Origin of the sequence: Curtobacterium sp. SP.BCp (assembly GCF_051903255.1) — a bacterium.
GTDB lineage: Bacteria > Actinomycetota > Actinomycetes > Actinomycetales > Microbacteriaceae > Curtobacterium.
Genome location: NZ_CP194338.1, coordinates 201674 through 217232 on the forward strand (window position 1 = coordinate 201674; position 15559 = coordinate 217232).

At 70.7% G+C, this 15559-nt stretch carries 15 protein-coding genes and 3 tRNA genes; 9 read left to right on the plus strand and 9 right to left on the minus strand.

The features are described from left to right. Positions 1-91 precede the first annotated feature (91 nt). Positions 92-742: a hypothetical protein gene (locus ACRQ4C_RS01020; RefSeq protein WP_439689734.1), complete on the plus strand. Its 651-nt coding sequence runs from the start codon at positions 92-94 to the stop codon at positions 740-742. Here ACRQ4C_RS01020 and ACRQ4C_RS01025 read toward each other — a convergent pair. From ACRQ4C_RS01025 to ACRQ4C_RS01040, 4 genes are all read right to left on the minus strand, one after another. Beyond that, complete coding sequence (locus ACRQ4C_RS01025) at positions 714-1451, minus strand: YqjF family protein (protein ID WP_439689735.1); 738 nt, start codon at positions 1449-1451, stop codon at positions 714-716. The two genes, ACRQ4C_RS01020 and ACRQ4C_RS01025, sit on opposite strands and share 29 nt — an antisense overlap. Further along, positions 1448-2269 (minus strand): nitroreductase family protein, encoded by an 822-nt coding sequence (locus tag ACRQ4C_RS01030; protein WP_439689736.1) that lies wholly within the window; start codon positions 2267-2269, stop codon positions 1448-1450. Before ACRQ4C_RS01030 ends, ACRQ4C_RS01025 begins: the two co-directional genes overlap by 4 nt. Before the next feature lie 2 nt (positions 2270-2271). Beyond that, on the minus strand, positions 2272-2604 hold the full coding sequence (locus tag ACRQ4C_RS01035; protein WP_290133240.1) for a hypothetical protein: 333 nt from the start codon (positions 2602-2604) through the stop codon (positions 2272-2274). Positions 2605-2689: 85 nt separating this feature from the next. Further along, entirely contained in the window at positions 2690-3127 is a 438-nt protein-coding gene (locus tag ACRQ4C_RS01040; RefSeq protein ID WP_290133239.1) for an Lrp/AsnC family transcriptional regulator, read from the minus strand. A gap of 243 nt (positions 3128-3370) precedes the next feature. Here ACRQ4C_RS01040 and ddaH point away from each other — a divergent pair, with 243 nt between their 5' ends. Beyond that, entirely contained in the window at positions 3371-4261 is an 891-nt protein-coding gene (gene ddaH, locus ACRQ4C_RS01045) for a dimethylargininase (protein ID WP_290133238.1), read from the plus strand. Next, complete coding sequence (gene rocD / locus ACRQ4C_RS01050) at positions 4261-5484, plus strand: ornithine--oxo-acid transaminase (protein WP_439689737.1); 1224 nt, start codon at positions 4261-4263, stop codon at positions 5482-5484. The genes ddaH and rocD overlap by 1 nt, the downstream gene beginning before the upstream one ends. Before the next feature lie 152 nt (positions 5485-5636). Here rocD and ACRQ4C_RS01055 read toward each other — a convergent pair whose 3' ends face one another. Beyond that, positions 5637-6629 (minus strand): NAD-dependent epimerase/dehydratase family protein, encoded by a 993-nt coding sequence (locus ACRQ4C_RS01055; protein WP_439689738.1) that lies wholly within the window; start codon positions 6627-6629, stop codon positions 5637-5639. A gap of 124 nt (positions 6630-6753) precedes the next feature. Here ACRQ4C_RS01055 and ACRQ4C_RS01060 point away from each other — a divergent pair, with 124 nt between their 5' ends. Beyond that, positions 6754-7764, plus strand: a complete 1011-nt coding sequence (locus tag ACRQ4C_RS01060) for an aldo/keto reductase family protein (RefSeq protein WP_439689739.1) — start codon at positions 6754-6756, stop codon at positions 7762-7764. A gap of 77 nt (positions 7765-7841) precedes the next feature. Here ACRQ4C_RS01060 and ACRQ4C_RS01065 read toward each other — a convergent pair. From ACRQ4C_RS01065 to ACRQ4C_RS01075, 3 genes are all read right to left on the minus strand, one after another. Continuing rightward, positions 7842-7914 (minus strand) — tRNA-Phe (locus ACRQ4C_RS01065). 1 nt (position 7915) lies between these two features. Then, a tRNA-Asp gene (locus ACRQ4C_RS01070) sits at positions 7916-7992 on the minus strand. A gap of 74 nt (positions 7993-8066) precedes the next feature. After that, positions 8067-8139: transfer RNA gene (locus ACRQ4C_RS01075), tRNA-Glu, on the minus strand. A gap of 302 nt (positions 8140-8441) precedes the next feature. Between ACRQ4C_RS01075 and ACRQ4C_RS01080 the strand changes: the two genes are divergently transcribed. Then, positions 8442-9716 carry a M23 family metallopeptidase gene (locus ACRQ4C_RS01080; protein WP_400411276.1) on the plus strand — a complete coding sequence of 425 codons (1275 nt, stop codon included), beginning with the start codon at positions 8442-8444 and terminating at the stop codon, positions 9714-9716. Positions 9717-9750: 34 nt separating this feature from the next. Next, entirely contained in the window at positions 9751-11217 is a 1467-nt protein-coding gene (locus ACRQ4C_RS01085; RefSeq protein ID WP_439689740.1) for an NlpC/P60 family protein, read from the plus strand. Positions 11218-11297: 80 nt separating this feature from the next. Here ACRQ4C_RS01085 and ACRQ4C_RS01090 read toward each other — a convergent pair whose 3' ends face one another. Next, entirely contained in the window at positions 11298-11789 is a 492-nt protein-coding gene (locus tag ACRQ4C_RS01090) for an inorganic diphosphatase (protein ID WP_290133232.1), read from the minus strand. Positions 11790-11841: 52 nt separating this feature from the next. Between ACRQ4C_RS01090 and tilS the strand changes: the two genes are divergently transcribed. The 3 genes from tilS (at position 11842) to ftsH (ending at position 15553) form a co-directional block, all read left to right on the plus strand. Beyond that, entirely contained in the window at positions 11842-12864 is a 1023-nt protein-coding gene (gene tilS, locus ACRQ4C_RS01095; protein WP_439689741.1) for a tRNA lysidine(34) synthetase TilS, read from the plus strand. Between the two features lie 16 nt (positions 12865-12880). Further along, a complete protein-coding gene (gene hpt / locus ACRQ4C_RS01100) occupies positions 12881-13432 on the plus strand; it encodes a hypoxanthine phosphoribosyltransferase (RefSeq protein ID WP_031272831.1) in 552 nt (183 codons plus the stop codon). A 135-nt stretch (positions 13433-13567) separates the two neighbouring features. Next, the gene (gene ftsH / locus ACRQ4C_RS01105; protein ID WP_290133230.1) at positions 13568-15553 is read left to right on the plus strand and encodes an ATP-dependent zinc metalloprotease FtsH; all 1986 of its coding nucleotides are present in this window, start codon (positions 13568-13570) and stop codon (positions 15551-15553) included. The last annotated feature ends 6 nt before the right edge of the window (positions 15554-15559 follow it).

A 15559-nucleotide genomic window follows, 5' to 3' on the forward strand; every position in this document is an offset into this window, starting at 1 on the left:
CCCGTTCTACCGGGCGTGGTGCCGCTCCCCGCCCAGCCGCGGTGTCCCCCGGTGCCGCGCGCGGGAGGACGGCCACGAGGATGATGGGCCGGTGGACACCCGAGCAGAGGACACCGTCGAGGAGGCGCCGCCGCCCGGCTGGGTCCTGAACACCCCGACGCGGATCCACGAGGTCTGGACGCTCCCGGTCTGCCTAGTGGCGCTCGCCGTTCTCATCGCGCTGCTCGGGACGCGGTTCGGCGAGGTGCTCGGCGCGGTCGTGTGCGTGACGTGTGCCGTCGTCGTCGCAGCCGGTGCGGTCGCCCTGGCCGTGGCCGGACGGACGGCGTACCACGGCCAGGACCTCCGGGCTTCGTGGCGGCTGCACGTCGTCCGGGTGGCCGTCGGCGTGACCACGGCCTCGATCGTCGCGATCGGGACGTTGGTGATCGGCCTCCCGTTCGGCTGGCTCTTCGGCGCCGTCGGCTGGGTCCCGACGATGTTCCGCTTCGCACGCTCGGTGCCCCGGATCGACCGGTTGCTCGTGGCCTGGGCATCGGTCTTCATCGCTGTTTCGTGCGCGGTCCTGTCCGTCGCCGGACTCACTGTCCACGGCTTGCCGGAGCGTCTCTCCGCGGTGTGGATCGGTCCCGGTGCGATCCTCGCAGCGCTCGCCCTCGTGATGGCAGTCGTGCAGTTCGCCGTCGCCGAGCGCACGCCTCCGGACCGCCCCCTCAGCGCCCCAGACCGAACCGCGTCGTGACCCCCGGCGCGTAGAGCACCGAGTCCGGCTCGAGCTCCGTCAACGCGAACGGCAGCCCGGCCGCCGCGACGAGGTCGTCCCGCAGGTGCACGACCGACGCCCGGTGCAGCGGCCACGTCTCGTGCTCGTTCGGCCAGAAGCGCGTCCGGCCTGCCCGGTGCACGTGCATGCCCCAGCGTGCGGTGAGGAAGGTCTCGAGGGCGGTCGGCTCCTCGATCCGCGAGCCGATCCGTACGTCCACCACCGACCTCGTGTGCGTGCCGTGCCGACGCATCGCGTACGCGGCCCGGTCCGGCTCCGGTCGGCGGAACTCGGCGTGCGCCCACCAGTACGGCAGCGCCGTCGCGGCCCGGGCACCGAGGGTCGGCAGGAGCTTCCCGGCGTCGAGCGAGAGGAACACGACGCCGTGCCGGCCCTGGTCGTCGACCGTGTAGACGCGGACGTTCACCTCGACGAAGTCCCCGACGCGACCGACCCGGACGGGCGGGAACGCGGTGTCGGTGAACCGGAACGCGATGAGGCCCACCCACGTGGTCGTGCCGTCGTCGACACCGTCCGCACCGAGCGTGTCGGGCCGGACCCCGGCCGGGAGGTGCTGGGCGACGGCCGAGATGTCCACCCGCCAGTGCACGAAGACGACGTCGAGCCAGTCCTGTTGGATCCACGGGCGACCCGGCAGCCGCGGGGCCACCGCCGAGATCGCCGTCACCGGGTGTCCGCTCCGCCCGCGGGCGCGGCGTCGTCCCACCCCTGCTGCGGGGTGTCGCACGTGCCTCGGAAGACGTACTGCGACGGCCGCTTCCGTTCGCTCGACGTCCAGTCGATCGCCGGACGTCGACGCTCGGGTGGCAGGTACCCGATCCGGTACACGGCCATGAGCTCCAGGGACGGGGGGACCCGCAGCAGCCCCTCGATCTCCTCCCACGCTCCCGGTGTCTCCATCGGGAAGGACACGAACTGGATGCCGAGGCCGAGCTCGGTGGTGGCGAGCCAGATGTTCTCCATCGCCGCGCCCATGCTGAACACCGAGTAGAAGCCGGACAGCTCCTCCTTCGGGTACTCGTGCCGGTCGAGCATCACGCCGAGCAGCAGCGGCGACCCGGCCACGAGCTTCCGGTTCTCCTCGCCGAGGGTCTGCGGCACGCGGAGGGTGTTCATGAGCAGCTGCCCGCGCTTCGTGAACACCTGCTTCGTGAACGGCTTGAGCGGCCCGGGGAGCTTGTCGAACAGCATCCCGTCGCGCCGCTCGTCCATCTCGGCCTGCGAGAACCGGAAGTAGGGCTTGTACCGCTCGAAGAACGTGCCCTCGGCCATCGTCCGCGTCATCGACGACCCGCTGATCTGCGCGACCCGGTCGATCGTCGCCCGCTCCTCGACGAGCACGAACCGCCACGGTTGGCTGTTCAGCTGCGACGGCGCCCGCCCCGCGAGCTCCATCAGCAGCCGCTGGTGCTCCTCGGACACGGGGTCGGGCAGGAACGCCCCGTTGGTCGTGCGTCGGCGTCGGATGGCTTCGAAGAGCTCCACTGCTACCTCTCTGGTCGTCGGCGCGCGAGCATCGCCCCCAGGTAGGACGGTGCGGCGGCGACCGCGACTCTCCAGTGTGCTCCGGCGCGGGGGTTCGTGCGTGGAGCGACGGCGAGCGGGACGAGCGCGGGGAGCAGGAAGAGCGCGCTGCGGTCGCGGGTCCAGACGGGTGTCGTCGCGGCCGCTCCGGTCAGGGTCGCGGTGACGACGAACAGTCCGTGGTGCACGACCCGGAGCTTCCTCGTCCGGATGAGGCGCAGGGCCACGGCCGTGCCCCAGAGGCAGTTGGCCACGTACGCGGCGGTCGCGGCGGTGACCATTCGACGGGCCGTCACGGACCGTCCGGGAGGCACGCCGCGCCTCCCGGCTGTCGTCTTCCGTCCCACAGGGGCGAACCTACGCGCCGGAGGCGCCCCGTCGTCAGGCGGATTCGCGGGTGACCAGCTTGGACAGCACGATGGCGCTGCGGGTGTGGTCGACCTGCGGTGCGAGCCGCACCTTGTCGAGCGCCTCCTCGAGGGCGGGGAGGTCACGCGAGCGCATGTGCACGACGGCGTCGGCGCTGCCGGTGACGGTGCCGGCGTCGATGACCTCGGGGACGCTGTCGAGCAGCGACCGCAGTTCGTCGGGCGAGACGGTGCCGCGGCAGTAGAGCTCGACCCAGGCCTCGGTGCCGCGGTCCTCGACGGCGGGGTCGACCTTGATCGTGAAGCCCTGGATGACCCCGTCGGCGACGAGTCGGTCGACGCGACGCTTCACCGCGGAGGCCGAGAGTCCGACCACCGACCCGATGTCGCCGTAGCCGGCGCGGGCGTTCTCCCGGAGTTGATCCAGGATGCGGTGGTCGAGCGAATCCATTGCACCAATGCTACGCGGACTTCTTGCACGCCAGGTGGGTCCCGCGCACGAAACGTGCGTCACCCGAACGGGTGCCACTGCCCCGCAGTGTGGGGGACTGCACCTGCTGGACGGTGTGTGCAAGACTCGGGACCGGCGTCGACCTGGTCCGCTACGGCGAGTGAGCCTGCATCTCGCCGGAGCTCTGCAACTCGTCCAGTGGTGGTTCCTGGCAGGCTCGGGCCCCGGTCCCCAGGAGGACTGATGTCGAACACCGCTCCCGAATCCCTCGCCGCTCCGGCCCGTGTCGCCACCAAGCGCACGATCCTCATGTGCAAGCCGACCCACTACACGGTCAGCTACCGGATCAACCCGTGGATGCACCCCGAGGAGCCGACCGACACGTCGAAGGCCGTCGAGCAGTGGCAGTCGCTCGTCGACGTCTACGAGCAGCTCGGCTTCGACATCTCGTACATCGAGCCGATCGAGGGCCTGCCGGACATGGTCTACGCGGCCAACGGCGGGTTCGTGCTCGACGGCGTCGCGTACGGCGCGAAGTTCCAGTACCCCGAGCGCCAGCCCGAGGGGCCCGCGTACATGGACTGGTTCCGCAGCGCGGGCCTGACCGTGGCCGAGCCCGAGGAGACGAACGAGGGCGAGGGCGACTTCCTGCTCATCGGGGACACCATCTTCGCCGGGACCGGGTTCCGCTCCGACAGCACCTCGCACGAGGAGCTCGCGACGATCTACGGCCGCGAGGTCGTCACGCTCAAGCTGATCAACCCGAACTTCTACCACCTCGACACGGCCATCGCGGTGCTCGACCCGGAACCCGCGGCCGACGGCACCTCGAACATCGCCTACCTCGAGAGCGCCTTCGACGACGCCTCGCTCGCGATCCTGCGCGAGCGCTTCCCGGACGCGATCATCGCGACCGAGGAGGACGCCGCGATCCTCGGCCTGAACTCGTACTCCGACGGGTACAACGTCGTGATCGCGTCCCGTGCCACCACGTTCGCGGAGCAGCTGCGGGAGAAGGGCTACAACCCGATCGGCGTCGACCTGTCCGAGCTGCTGCTCGGCGGTGGCGGCGTGAAGTGCTGCACGCTCGACCTGCACCCGGTCGGCACCGGCAACTCGGTCGCGCGGTCCTGATGAGCACCGCGACCGGCACCGCCACCGCTGCTGCGCTCGCCGTCGAGGACCGCTCCCTCGCCCACAACTACAGCCCGCTGCCCGTCGTCATCGCGTCGGGTGACGGGGCGTGGGTGACGGACGTCGACGGGAAGCGCTACCTCGACGGGCTCGCCGCGTACTCCGCGGTGAACTTCGGCCACGGCAACGCCCGCCTCCTCGACGCCGCCCGGGCCCAGCTCGACCGGGTCACGCTGACGAGCCGCGCGTTCGTGAACGACCGCCTCGGGCCGTTCGCCGCGGCCCTCGCCGACCTGACGGGCACCGACATGGTGCTCCCGATGAACACCGGAGCCGAGGCCGTCGAGTCCGCGATCAAGGTCTCCCGCGCCTGGGGCTACCGCGTGAAGGGCGTCCCGGCCGACCGTGCCACGATCATCGTCGCGTCCGGGAACTTCCACGGCCGCACGACCACGATCGTCTCCTTCTCGGACGACCCGTCGGCCCGTGACGACTTCGGGCCGTTCACGCCCGGGTTCCGCACGGTGCCGTACGGCGATGCCGCGGCGTTGCGAGCAGCGATGGACGAGACCGTCGTCGCCGTGCTGCTCGAGCCGATCCAGGGCGAGGGTGGCGTGGTCATACCGCCGGCGTCGTACCTCCCCGCCGTCCGCGAGGTCTGCGACGAGTTCGGCGCCCTGCTCGTCGCCGACGAGATCCAGTCCGGCCTCGGCCGCACCGGGCACACCCTCGCGGTGCAGCGCGTCGGCGTCACGCCGGACCTCATCACGCTCGGCAAGGCGCTCGGCGGCGGGATCGTCCCGGTGTCCGCCGTGGTCGGTCGCCGCGACGTCCTGGGCGTCCTGCGCCCGGGCGAGCACGGCTCGACGTTCGGCGGGAACCCGCTCGCCGCCGCCGTCGGCTCCGAGGTCGTGGCGATGCTCGGCGAGGGCACGTTCCAGCAGCGGGCCCTCGACGGCGAACCGCTGCTCCGCGGTCTGCTCGACGACCTCGTCGGCCAGGGCGTCGTGACGCACCGCGTGGCCGGGCTCTGGGCCGGGATCGACATCGACCCGGCGCTCGGCACCGGCAAGGAGATCGCGCACGACATGGCCGACCGCGGCGTCCTCGTGAAGGACACCCACGGCTCGACGATCCGCTTCGCGCCGCCGCTCGTCGTCACCGACGACGAGGTGCGCCACGCGATCGACGTGCTCGGCGAGGTCCTGCGCGTCCGCAGCTGACGGGGCGGGCGCGCGCCGTGCCTCCCGGCCGGCGGGTGCGCGCGCCCCGCGAGTCGCACCACGAAAGCGACATCGAACCAGGTCCGCGGCCCGGTTCGATGTCGCTTTCGTGGTTCATCGGACGCGACCGCGACCGCGCCCCCCGCCCCGCGTCAGACCGCCCAGCGCTCCGCGAGCTCGTCCATCAGCCCGTCGAGCCGTTCGTCGACGACCTGCTCCTCCGGGTGCGCCTCGTACCAGGCGATCACCTCGCGCACGCCCTGACGGTAGGGGATCCGCGGCCGGTACCACGGCACGAGCGAGCGCACCTTGCTGTTGTCGAACACCGAGCTGTTCGCCTTGTCGCCGAGCAGCGCCGCACCCCACTCCGGGTCCACCGCGTTGATCGCGTCCGCGGGCACGTGCACGATCTTCAGGTCGTCCACCCCGGCAGCGGCCGCGATCTCCTCCGCGATCTGGTTCCAGGTCGGCGCCTCGTCGCTCGTGATCGTGAAGGCCTCGCCGATCGCCGAGGCGTTGTCGAGCAGCCCCGTGAAGCCGACCGCGAAGTCCCGGCTGTTCGTCAGCGTCCACAGCGACGAGCCGTCACCCGTGATGATGATCGGCTTGCCCGCGCGCATGCGGGCGACCGCGGTCCAGCCGCCGGTCAGCGGGAGCTTCGTCTCGTCGTACGTGTGCGACGGCCGGATGATCGTGACCGGGAAGTCCTGCTCGCGGTACGCCTGCACGAGCAGTTCCTCGCACGCGATCTTGTCGCGCGAGTACTGCCAGTAGGGGTTCTTCAACGGCGTCGACTCCGTGATCGGCAGGTGGGTCGCCGGGGTCTGGTACGCCGACGCCGAGCTGATGAACACGTACTGCCGCGTCCTCCCGGCGAAGGTCTCCACGTCGGCCTGCACCTGGTCGGGGGTGAACGCGATCCAGTTGATGACGACGTCCCACCGACGGTCGCCCAGCGCCTCCGCCAGGGCGGCGCGGTCCGAGACGTCGGCCTGGAGGCGCGTCACACCCTCCGGGATCGGCCTGCCCCCGGTGGTCCCCCGGTTGAGCACCGTCACGTCGAACCCCTGCTCGACGGCTTCGCGGACGCACGCGGCGCTGATCACGCCGCTCCCGCCGATGAACAGGACACTCGCTCCGGTCATGGATGCTCCCTCGCTCCCCGCGGCACCGCGTTGCGCCGCACCCCTGCGATCCTGCACCTCCTCCGCCGCGTACCGTCACGGTTCGGACCGCGCCGATGCGGTCCACGACAGGAGTGACACGCACATGGAGTACCGCTACCTCGGCAACTCGGGCCTCAAGGTCTCCGAGATCACCTACGGCAACTGGCTGACCCACGCCTCCCAGGTCGAGAACGACGCGGCCGTCGCCTGCGTCCGGGCGGCGCTCGACGTCGGCATCTCGACGTTCGACACCGCCGACGTCTACGCGAACACCGGCGCCGAGACCGTCCTCGGCGAAGCGCTCAAGGGGGAGCGGCGGCAGTCGCTCGAGATCGCCACGAAGGTCTTCGGCCCGACCGGACCGAAGGGTCACAACGACACGGGGCTGAGCCGGAAGCACATCCTCGAGTCGATCGACGGGTCGCTCGAGCGTCTGCAGACGGACTACGTCGACCTCTACCAGGCGCACCGGTTCGACCACGAGACCCCGCTCGAGGAGACCATGCTCGCCTTCGCGGACGTCGTGCGTCAGGGCAAGGCGCTGTACATCGGCGTGAGCGAGTGGACGGCCGAGCAGCTCCGGGCGGGGCACGAGCTCGCCGACGACCTCGGCGTGCAGCTCATCTCGAACCAGCCGCAGTACTCCGCGCTCTGGCGGGTCATCGAGGGCGAGGTCGTGCCGACGTCGAAGGAACTGGGCATCTCGCAGATCGTCTGGTCGCCGATCGCCCAGGGCGTCCTGACCGGGAAGTACCAGCCGGGTCAGCCGCTGCCGGAGGGCTCGCGTGCGACCGACGACAAGGGTGGCGCGAAGATGATCCAGCGCTTCATGAACGACGAGGTGCTCACGGCCGTGCAGGAGCTCAAGCCGATCGCCGACGAACTGGACCTGTCGATGGCCCAGCTCGCGGTCGCGTGGGTACTGCAGAACGAGAACGTGGCGTCGGCGATCATCGGGGCGTCGCGGCCGGAGCAGGTGCACGACAACGCCGGCGCTGCCGGGGTCACGATCCCCGCGGAGCTGATGTCACGGATCGACGACGCCCTCGGCGGTGTGGTCGAGCGGGACCCGGCGAAGACGAACGACAGCAGCCCGAAGACCCGCGAGGCGTAGCGGAAGCCCCGCGCAACCACTGCGGGACACCACGGAACGCGAAAAGGCCCCCTACCGGAGTAGGGGGCCTTTCACCGTGGCTGGACACGGCATCGATCCGTGGACCTTTCGATTTTCAGTCGAACGCTCTACCAACTGAGCTATCCAGCCGTGGCGACCCTGACGGGACTTGAACCCGCGACCTCCGCCGTGACAGGGCGGCACGCTAACCAACTGCGCTACAGGGCCATGTTGAATTACTGTCTTGCTTGAACTGCTGTCTTGCTCGGTGTTGCTCTGCCTGCCTGCTCACTCACGAAGAGTGACCCCAACGGGATTCGAACCCGTGCTGCCGCCGTGAAAGGGCGGTGTCCTAGGCCACTAAACGATAGGGCCGCAAGCGGTGCAGTGCGCTACCGATGGACAAGCATACGGATGCCCCCCGGGTTTCACAAATCGAGCGGCCTCGGCGTGGCATCCCCGGCGTGTCGCGTGGGCCCGACCGGTCCGCGGGCATTCACTCACCGTGGAGCACCAGGCTCCGATCCGTGCCGTCGGTGCCCGCGTGCGAGCATCGTCGTCGCACCGTGCTGCCCCTCGCACGAGGGGTGACCGGCTGCGACACCTGTTGTTACTGTTGCGTCTGTTAACAGTGTTACGTGCGTGAGCCTTGCCGCGCTGTTACGAAATCGAGACACATGTCGACCTCACCGTTCTCCCTCCGCTCCCGCAGCCGCCTCGTCGCCGCAGCGGTCGCCGTCGCGCTCACCGCGGGGACCCTCGCCGCGCTCACGCCGAGCGGGCCGGCCAGTGCCGCGAGCTACCCGAGCTGGGACGACGTGGAGAAGGCCAAGGCCTCCACGCAGGCCCAGCAGGACAAGGTCTCCGAGATCAAGTCGTTGATCGAGACCCTGAAGGACGAGGCCGCCGCGAAGCAGAAGGCCGCGGAGGCAGCAGGCACGGCCTACCAGACCGCGCAGACGGAGTACGACCAGGCGACGCTCAAGCAGCAGAAGCTCCAGGGGCAGGCGGACGAGGCGAAGAAGACCGCCGCCGCGTCGGAGGCCCAGGCCGGCCAGCTCGCGGCACAGCTCGGTCGTGCGAGCTCGAGCGACGTCTCGACCGACCTCCTGACGCACCCGGGCAAGTCCGGCGACCTGCTCTACGAACTCGGGGCGATGTCGAAGCTCAGCGAGCAGGCGGACGGCATCTACGCGCAGGCCTCGCAGGACCGCGGCACGGCCCAGGGCCTCGCCGACAAGGCGGACGTCGCGAAGCGTGCCCTCGGCTCCCTCGCGGACGCTGCCGAGGCGAAGATGCAGCAGGCACAGGGCGCTGCGGACGCCGCCCAGACCGCCGTCGACGCGCAGAACGACAACCAGGACCGCCTGGAGGCGCAGCTCACCCTCCTCACCACCAAGCAGCACGGGGTCGAGGCGAAGTACCGCAAGGGGGTCGAGGAGGAGAAGAAGCGGCAGGCGCGCATCGCCGCCGCGGCCGCCCGTGCCGCCGCCCGCGCGGCCGCGACGAGCCAGGGCGGCTCGGGCGGTGGGGCGCCGAACTCGTCCGGCTGGGTCCGCCCCGCCGGCGGCTACCAGACCAGCGGGTTCGGCATGCGCGTCGACCCGTACACGCACGCCACGGCACTCCACGCCGGCGTCGATCTCGCGCCCGCCTGCTACTCCCCGATCTACGCCGCGCACGACGGCACCGTGACCTTCGCGGGCAACGGCGGCGGGTACGGCAACGAGGTCGTCCTGGACAACGGCGGCGGCATCTCCACGGCGTACGGCCACATCGTCGACGGCGGGATCCTGGTCGCCTACGGCCAGCACGTCAGTGCCGGACAGCAGATCGCGAAGATCGGCTCGACCGGCTGGTCGACCGGGTGCCACCTCCACTTCGAGACCCGGGTCAACGGCGCCGCCACCGACCCGGTCCCCTTCATGGCAGCGCGGGGGATCTCGGTATGACCGCGAGCGTCGCCAGGAGGCGTTGACCCGACCCATGAAGCAGCCCGCCCGGTCCCTGACCTGCACCGCGGTCGTCGCCGTCCTCGGCATCGGCCTGTCGGTCGCCCTCGCCGCTCCGGCACAGGCGACCCCGTCGGCTCCGAGCTGGGACGACGTGCGGGCTGCGAAGTCCGACGCGGCGGCGGCGCAGCAGACCGTCGACGAGCTGGGGTCGCGCCTCGAGGACCTGCAGGACGAGTCCGACCGTGCGTCGATCGCCGAGCAGCAGGCTGCGCAGACCTTCTCGCTCGCGGCGTCGGAGCAGCAGGAGGCCCAGTCGGACCTCGACGACCTGGCCGACCAGGCGAAGCGCGCGAAGGCCACGGCCCGTGACTCGGCGGCGCAGGTGGCCGGGCTCGTCGTCGAGCTCGCCCGGACCGGCGGCGGGGACCTGTCGACCTCGATGCTCGTCGACACGCGGGACGCGAAGGACCTGCTCTACCGCGTCGGCACGATGTCGCACCTGTCCGAGCGCTCGGCGACCGTGCTGGCGCGGGCGCAGGCCGACCAGAACACCGTCGACTCCCTCGCCGCCCAGCAGCGGCAGGCGACGACGGCGCTCGCGCAGGCGACCGACGCGACGAAGTCCGCGCTCGCGGACGCGAACGACGCGGCGTCGGCAGCGCAGGGGCGGCTCCAGCGCGAGCAGGACCAGCAGGAGGTCGTCCTGAAGCAGCTCGCCTACCTCAAGGGCACGAGCGTCGCCACGGAGACCGCCTACTGGAACACGCAGCAGGCGAAGCGGGCCGAGGTCGAACTCGCCGCGCAAGCAGGGCCGACCGCGGGCGACACCGGTGCATCGACGACGAGCCCGGCGGCCGGGGGATCGACCTCGACGAACCCGGGCACCGGCAGCGGCTCGACGACGGCGAACCCCGGCTCCGGCGGCGGTTCCACGTCGACGAAGCCCAGCGGCGGCGGCTCCTCGACCAACCCGGCACCGAGCAACCCGTCCCAGGCGAACCCCGCCCCGAGCAACCCGAGCCCGGCGCAGCCCGCTCCGTCCAAGCCGCAGCCGAGCAAGCCCACCCCGGCGAAGCCGACCCCGACACCGCCGCCCAGCAGCCCCTCGAAGGCGGCCGGCGCGATCGCGTTCGCCCGCGCGCAGCTCGGCGACGCGTACAAGATGGGCGAGGCCGGCCCGAACCTCTGGGACTGCTCCGGTCTCGTCATGGGGGCGTACGGCTCCCAGGGCGTCGCGACCGGTGGCCACAACGTCGTCTGGCAGTACAACTACTTCGCGTCGATCGGTCGGCTCGTCCCGCTCTCGCAGCGGCAGCCGGGCGACATCCTCTTCTACTCGAACAACGGAACCGCCAGCGGGGGTTACCACGACTCGATCTACACCGGCAACGGCCAGATGATCGAGGCCGCCAAGCCCGGCGTCGGCGTGGTCGAGCGCGCCGTGTGGCTCCCGAACCAGCTCCTGCCGTACGTCGCCCGCCCCACCGGCTCGCTCTAGACGGACAGACAGACCGACAGACGGACGGACGAAGGGCCCCGTACTCACCAGGAGTGCGGGGCCCTTCGTGTGGAAGACGGTCAGTGACCGGCGGGCACGTAGGCCTCCTGGCCGGCCTGCACGATCGCCTCGGCCTCGGCAGCGTCGCCCCAGCCCTCGGCCTTGACCCACTTGTTCGGCTCGAGGTCCTTGTAGCGCTCGAAGAAGTGCGCGATCTCGGCCTTCGTCTGCTCGTCGACGTCCGAGATGTCCTGGATGTGCTGCCAGCGCGGGTCCTTCGCGGGGACCACGAGGACCTTCGCGTCGTTGCCGGCCTCGTCGCTCATCTTGAAGACGCCGACCGGGCGGACCTTGACCCCGACGCCCGGGAAGACCGGGTACTCGAGCAGGAGGAGCGCGTCGACGGGGTCGCCGTCGTCCGCGAGCGTGTTCTCGAAGAACCCGTAGTCGGTCGGGTACACGAACGAGGTGAACAGCACGCGGTCGAGGTACACGCGACCGGTCTCGTGGTCGACCTCGTACTTGTTGCGGCTGCCCTTGGGGATCTCGACGACGACGTCGTACGCGGCCATGTTGCGCTCCTGAGTCTGATGTGCGGGGGGAAAGCGCGGCTAACGTTACCGGGTGAACACTCCGCGTCCCCGGTTGGACCCCGCCGTCGCCGAGACCCGGCGTGCGGTGCGCACCCTGCTCGAGACGGCCAGCGCGGAGGGCATCGTCGCGGACGGCGACCTCGTCCTCGTCGCACTGAGCGGGGGAGCGGACTCGCTCGCGCTCGCCGCCGCGACCGCGTTCGAGGCGCCGAGGCAGGCGCTCCGCGCCGGCGCGGTCATCGTCGACCACGCGCTCCAGGCGGGCTCCGCGGACGTGGCGAGCCGTGCCTCCAGGCAGGGTGCGGAGCTGGGTCTCGACCCGGTGTCGGTCCGCCGGGTGGCCGTCGGTTCCGCAGGTGGGCCCGAAGGGGCCGCCCGGGAGGCACGGCACGCCTCGATCGCGGAGGTCGCCGCCGACCTCGTGTCACCACTGGTGCTGTTCGGCCACACGCTCGACGACCAGGCCGAGACCGTGCTGCTCGGTCTGCTCCGCGGGAGCGGACCGGACGCCCTCTCCGGCATGCCGCCGCTCGCCGTCCGCACGTCGGGACCGGCCTACGGCCGTCCACTCCTCGGCGTCCGCCGGCACACGACGCGGGCTGCGTGCGTGGCCGCCGGGCTCGCGCCGTGGGACGACCCGCAGAACGACGACCCGGCGTACGGGCGCGTCCGGGTGCGGAACGCGCTCATGCCGGCGCTCGAACGCGAGCTCGGGGCCGGCGTCCCGGAGGCACTCGCCCGCACCGCCGACCAGCTGCGGGAGGACTCCGCCGCGCTCGACCACTTCGCCGAGGAGATGGCGGAGGACCTCGCGGAGCACTCGGAGGCGGGGATCTCCCTGTCGGTGCGCGGGCTCGCCGCGAACCCGCCCGCGCTGCGGCAGCGCCTCGTGCGGCTCGCCGTCGAGGGCGAGTTCGGTGTGACGCTCTCGCGGGTGCAGACGCTCGAGGTCTGCCGACTCGTCACCGACTGGCACGGACAGGGCCCGATCGACCTCCCGGGCGTCCGGGCGTCGCGGGACGGCGACCGTCTGGCGTTCAGCGCGTCGTCCTGACGGTTACCCTGGACCGGTGGAACTCTCCGACGTCCAGGCAGACCTGTCCGAAGTGCTCTTCACCCCCGAGCAGATCGACGAGAAGCTCGCCGAACTCGCCGCGGTGGTCGACCGTGACTACGCGGGGAAGGACCCCCTGCTCGTCGGCGTGCTGAAGGGTGCCGTCATGGTGATGGCCGACTTCTCCCGCCACCTCAAGATGCAGGCACGCATGGACTGGATGGCGGTGTCGTCGTACGGCTCCGGCACGAAGTCGTCCGGCGTGGTGCGGATCCTCAAGGACCTCGACACCGACCTGCACGGCCGCGACGTCATCATCGTCGAGGACATCATCGACTCCGGCCTGACGCTGTCCTGGCTCAAGCAGAACCTCGAGTCCCGCGGGGCCGCGAGCGTCGAGATCGTCGCGCTGCTCCGCAAGCCCGAGGCCGCCAAGGTCGAGGTCGACGTGAAGTACGCCGGCTTCGAGATCCCGGACGCGTTCGTGGTCGGGTACGGCCTCGACTTCGACGAGCGCTACCGCAACCTGCGCGGCATCGGCGTCCTGGCGCCGCACGTCTACTCCTGAGCGCGTCCGACTGACCCGGGCGGGGCGTGGAGTTCGCCCGCAGAGGACACCCATTCTCGCCACAGAATCGCGGCCGTATGCTGACCTGCACGCAACTTCGGCAGAGAAAGGTGTCGGGCGACCTGCCCGGATCACATGGACTTCAAGCGAATCCTCCGCGGGCCGTACATCTACATCCTGATCGCGCTCGTGGGGATCTGGATCGGGTGGGCGGTCATCAGTCAGGCCGGCACCCAGCAGATCGACACCCAGAAGGGCCTGCAGCAGCTCGCCGACGACAAGGTCTCGTCCGTCGTCGTGAACTCCACCGAGCAGCGTGTCGACCTCAAGCTCAAGGACGGCGCGACCGAGCAGTTCTACTACGCGACGCCGCGTGGTGCTGACGTCATCAAGGCCGTCGACGACGCCAACCTGCCGGACGGCTACACCGACCGCGTGCAGCAGGGGAACTGGTTCCTCTCGCTCCTCGGCATCGTCCTGCCGTTCCTGATCATCGGCGCGCTCTTCTGGTTCCTGCTCTCGAGCGCCCAGGGCGGCGGCTCGAAGGTCATGCAGTTCGGCAAGTCCCGCGCGAAGATGAACAACAAGGAGAACCCGCAGGTCTCCTTCGCGGACGTCGCCGGCTCGGACGAGGCGATCGAGGAGCTCCACGAGATCAAGGAGTTCCTGCAGGAGCCCGCGAAGTTCCAGGCGGTCGGCGCGAAGATCCCCAAGGGCGTGCTGCTGTACGGCCCTCCCGGAACCGGCAAGACCCTGCTCGCGCGGGCCGTGGCGGGCGAGGCCGGCGTGCCGTTCTACTCGATCTCCGGTTCGGACTTCGTCGAGATGTTCGTCGGTGTCGGTGCGAGCCGCGTCCGTGACCTCTTCGACCAGGCCAAGCAGAACGCCCCGGCGATCGTCTTCATCGACGAGATCGACGCCGTCGGTCGTCACCGCGGCGCCGGCATCGGCGGTGGCAACGACGAGCGCGAGCAGACGCTGAACCAGCTCCTCGTCGAGATGGACGGCTTCGACGGCAAGACCAACGTCATCCTGATCGCCGCGACCAACCGTCCCGACGTGCTCGACCCCGCGCTCCTGCGCCCCGGCCGCTTCGACCGGCAGATCGGCGTGGACGCCCCGTCGCTCGGCGGCCGCAAGCAGATCCTCGAGGTGCACGCGAAGGGCAAGCCGCTCGCCGCGAGCGTCGACCTCGAGCTCCTCGCCCGCAAGACGCCGGGCTTCACCGGTGCGGACCTCGCGAACGTCCTCAACGAGGCCGCGCTGCTGACCGCCCGCTCGAACGCGCAGCTCATCGACAACCGGGCCCTGGACGAGGCCGTCGACCGCGTGATGGCCGGCCCGCAGCGTCGGACGCGCATCATGTCCGACCAGGAGAAGCTCATCACGGCGTACCACGAGGGTGGACACGCCCTCGCGGCCGCGGCGATGCGGCACACCGACCCCGTCACGAAGATCACGATCCTGCCGCGCGGCCGTGCCCTCGGCTACACGATGGTGCTCCCGCTCGAGGACAAGTACTCCGTCACCCGCAACGAGCTGCTCGACCAGCTCACGTACGCCATGGGTGGTCGCGTGGCCGAGGAGATCGTCTTCCACGACCCCACCACGGGTGCGTCGAACGACATCGAGAAGGCCACCTCCACGGCCCGCAAGATGGTCACCGAGTACGGCATGAGCCGTGCGGTCGGGTCCGTCAAGCTCGGGTCGGGTTCGAGCGAGCCGTTCGTCGGACGCGACATGGGTGGCAGCGGCGGTCGCGACTACTCGGAGAACATCGCCGAGACGGTCGACGCCGAGACCCGTGCGCTGCTCGAGGCCGCGCACGACGAGGCCTACGAGGTCCTCAACGCCAACCGCGACATCCTCGACCGCCTGGCCGGCGAGCTCCTCGAGAAGGAGACGCTCGACGCGCCGGAGCTCGTGGAGATCTTCAAGGACGTCCGCAAGCTGCCCGAGCGCCCGCAGTGGCTGTCGAGCGACAAGCGGCCGGTCTCGAACCTCCCGGCGATCGAGTTCCCGGGGAAGGCGGCCTCGACCGCTGCCGAGCCGAGCGACACCGAGTCGTCGTCGAAGCCCCGTCGTCGCCCGTTCGGCAACCCCGGTATCGCCCCCGCGTAGGCCGGT

What these genes read in the sequence shown, in the direction of transcription:
- ACRQ4C_RS01040 (WP_290133239.1), bottom strand. Translation starts at nt 3,127, where the DNA reads ATGGATTCGCTCGACCACCGCATCCTGGATCAACTCCGGGAGAACGCC.
- ddaH (WP_290133238.1), top strand. Translation starts at nt 3,371, where the DNA reads ATGTCGAACACCGCTCCCGAATCCCTCGCCGCTCCGGCCCGTGTCGCC.
- rocD (WP_439689737.1), top strand. Translation starts at nt 4,261, where the DNA reads ATGAGCACCGCGACCGGCACCGCCACCGCTGCTGCGCTCGCCGTCGAG.
- ACRQ4C_RS01055 (WP_439689738.1), bottom strand. Translation starts at nt 6,629, where the DNA reads ATGACCGGAGCGAGTGTCCTGTTCATCGGCGGGAGCGGCGTGATCAGC.
- ACRQ4C_RS01060 (WP_439689739.1), top strand. Translation starts at nt 6,754, where the DNA reads ATGGAGTACCGCTACCTCGGCAACTCGGGCCTCAAGGTCTCCGAGATC.
- ACRQ4C_RS01080 (WP_400411276.1), top strand. Translation starts at nt 8,442, where the DNA reads ATGTCGACCTCACCGTTCTCCCTCCGCTCCCGCAGCCGCCTCGTCGCC.
- ACRQ4C_RS01085 (WP_439689740.1), top strand. Translation starts at nt 9,751, where the DNA reads ATGAAGCAGCCCGCCCGGTCCCTGACCTGCACCGCGGTCGTCGCCGTC.
- ACRQ4C_RS01090 (WP_290133232.1), bottom strand. Translation starts at nt 11,789, where the DNA reads ATGGCCGCGTACGACGTCGTCGTCGAGATCCCCAAGGGCAGCCGCAAC.
- ftsH (WP_290133230.1), top strand. Translation starts at nt 13,568, where the DNA reads ATGGACTTCAAGCGAATCCTCCGCGGGCCGTACATCTACATCCTGATC.